This is a genomic window from Rhodoluna sp. (assembly GCF_024641065.1).
In the GTDB taxonomy this organism is placed as follows: Bacteria; Actinomycetota; Actinomycetes; order Actinomycetales; family Microbacteriaceae; genus Rhodoluna.
Window position 1 is genome coordinate 1 of the sequence record NZ_JAHEDV010000017.1, and the last position, 2291, is coordinate 2291.

Consider the following 2291-nt stretch of genomic DNA (forward strand, 5'->3'; position numbering starts at 1 on the left):
CGAAGACCATTGGCTTTACTCTGTGGCAGGCGGTCGCTTCGACGGCCCTGTGTCTTGGCTTCGGATTGCCGATTGCCTTTGTGCTTTATCGCCGCAGTTTCTTCGGCGCAAAATTGTTGCGTAGTTTTCTTGTAATTCCATTTGTGCTGCCGAGCATAGTGATTGCCATCGCGCTCTCTGGCTTGCGCGATGTTTTTCAAGATCAAACAATTCTTGTAATTCTCATAGCGCACCTGATTTTGAATCTGTCGCTTGTGGTTCGCGTGGTTGGTTCTGCATGGTCTGCGCTTGAAAGTGAAACAGAAGAGGCAGCGATGCTCGACGGCGCTTCAGCTGTGCAAATTTTTTGGCGAATTACGCTGCCCATGTTGCGTGCATCTATTGCAGCTGCAGCGTCGCTGGTGTTCATGTTTTGCGTTTCTAGTTTCGCCGTTGTGCTTGTGCTTGGTGGTGGGCAAATACAAACCATCGAAACACTCAGTTTTGTTTCGCTCACGCAGTTTCTTGATTTGCAAACTGCAGCGGCACTTTCGATCGTGCAGACGGTCATCACAATTATTGCGTTCATGACTTCACGCCGACTCGGCGCAAATGCATTTGGCGCAGTTGTCGATGTTGCAGAACGTTTGCCAAAAATAAAAAAGCCAGAGCGCAAAATCTTGTCATTCGCTTTGGCTGCGATTGCAGTATTTTTTGTAATTCCAGTGGGCTCGGTCGTTGCACGCGCGTTTATCTCGCACGGTTCGGTTGGCTTAGGCAATTTTGAAAATCTCGCAACACGGGGTGCTCGTAACATTCTCGACATCGATGTTGCAAGCGCTCTTGGCAATTCACTGCGCAACGCTGCGATTGCAGCGACCATCTCGTTTCTCATTGGCGTCTTGGTGGCTTGGCTGCTGCAAGGTCGCCGCGGCCGAATTGCAGAGCTTGTTTTCTTGCTGCCGCTTGGCATTTCGCCTGTTGTGCTTGGCTTTGGCTATCTGGTCACATTCGGAGGCGACCCACTGCCGCTGCGCGAAAGCTGGCTTGTCGTACCTCTGGTTCAGGCGCTAATCGCCACTCCATTGGTTATTCGCATGACCAACAGTGCCATAACCGGACTTGGCCGTGAACCTCGAGAGGCTGCAGCAAATGCTGGTGCAACTGCCTGGCAAACCTTCTGGCTGGTTGAAGCACCTCTGATTAGAACCACTTTGGTCACGGCCCTTGGCTTTGCCCTGCTCACCTCAATCGGCGAATTTGGATCGGCTGCCTTGCTTGCCTACGGCGATCAGGCCACTCTTCCGGTTGTGCTGGCCCGACTAATTTCGCGCCCTGGTGAACAAAACTACGCAATGGCAATGGCAGCCAGTGCCTTGCTTATCGTTGTGGTGTTTGTGCTGATCAGTTCGACTGAACTAATTCGAAGTCGACGCCAGCGCTCTTCAATCGCTGACTAATGACTTCAATCGACTCTGGGTTCTGGTCGATCAAAATGAAGTTTCTGCCGAGCGATGCTGCAACCGCGCCTGTGGTTCCCGAGCCGGCAAAGAAATCCACCACAAGGTCACCGGCTTTAGATGAAGCTTGAATCACGCGGCGCAGAATTCCCTCTGGCTTTTGCGTTGGGTATCCGGTTTTTTCTTTTCCGGTTGGCGAAACGATTGTGTGCCACCAAACATCGGTCGGTAATTTTCCTAGCGCAACTTTTTCAGCAGTAACTAATCCGGGTGCCATGTATGGCTCGCGATCGACCTCTGTGTTGTTGAAGAAATATTTCTTCGGGTCTTTCACATAAACCAAAATTGTGTCGTGTTTCGACGGCCACTTGTTCTTAGCCTTGCCGCCGTAGTCATAGGCCCAAATGATTTCGTTCAAGAAACAATCTCGACCGAAAAGCGCATCGAGCAAAACTTTTGCATAGTGGGCTTCGCGATAGTCGAGGTGCAAATAGAGCGTGCCTGTTTCATTCAAAATGCGCCAAGCCTGCTCTAGGCGAGGCTCTAGAAAACTCCAGTAGTCGGCAAACTCATCGTCGTAGCTCAAGACCGTCTCACGGATGATTTCATACTGTTGGCCCTTGAAGCCCACGCGTCCGCCAGTCTCGACGCGACTTGTTTCTGACTTGCCGCGCGTCTGCTTGCGGCCGGTATTGAAAGGCGGGTCAATGTAGACAAGCTGCACAGATGCATCTGGAATAGAGTTCAGATGCAGGAGGTTATCTCCGAATAGCAACTTGTTGGCAGGCACAAGAAAGAGATTAACAGCATGAACACTGAAGTAATTCACAACGCAGAGCTGAAGCGCCACGA

Annotated in this window: 2 protein-coding genes; one reads left to right on the forward strand and one right to left on the reverse strand. The window is 51.2% G+C overall.

From position 1 onward, the window contains the following. Positions 1-1439 (forward strand): iron ABC transporter permease (locus Q0L26_RS05590; protein ID WP_296648523.1); only part of this gene is annotated, 1439 nt, incomplete at its 5' end. Here the strand turns inward: Q0L26_RS05590 and Q0L26_RS05595 are convergent. Continuing rightward, on the reverse strand, positions 1384-2229 hold the full coding sequence (locus Q0L26_RS05595; protein ID WP_296648524.1) for a site-specific DNA-methyltransferase: 846 nt from the start codon (positions 2227-2229) through the stop codon (positions 1384-1386). The two genes, Q0L26_RS05590 and Q0L26_RS05595, sit on opposite strands and share 56 nt — an antisense overlap. Positions 2230-2291 lie beyond the last annotated feature (62 nt).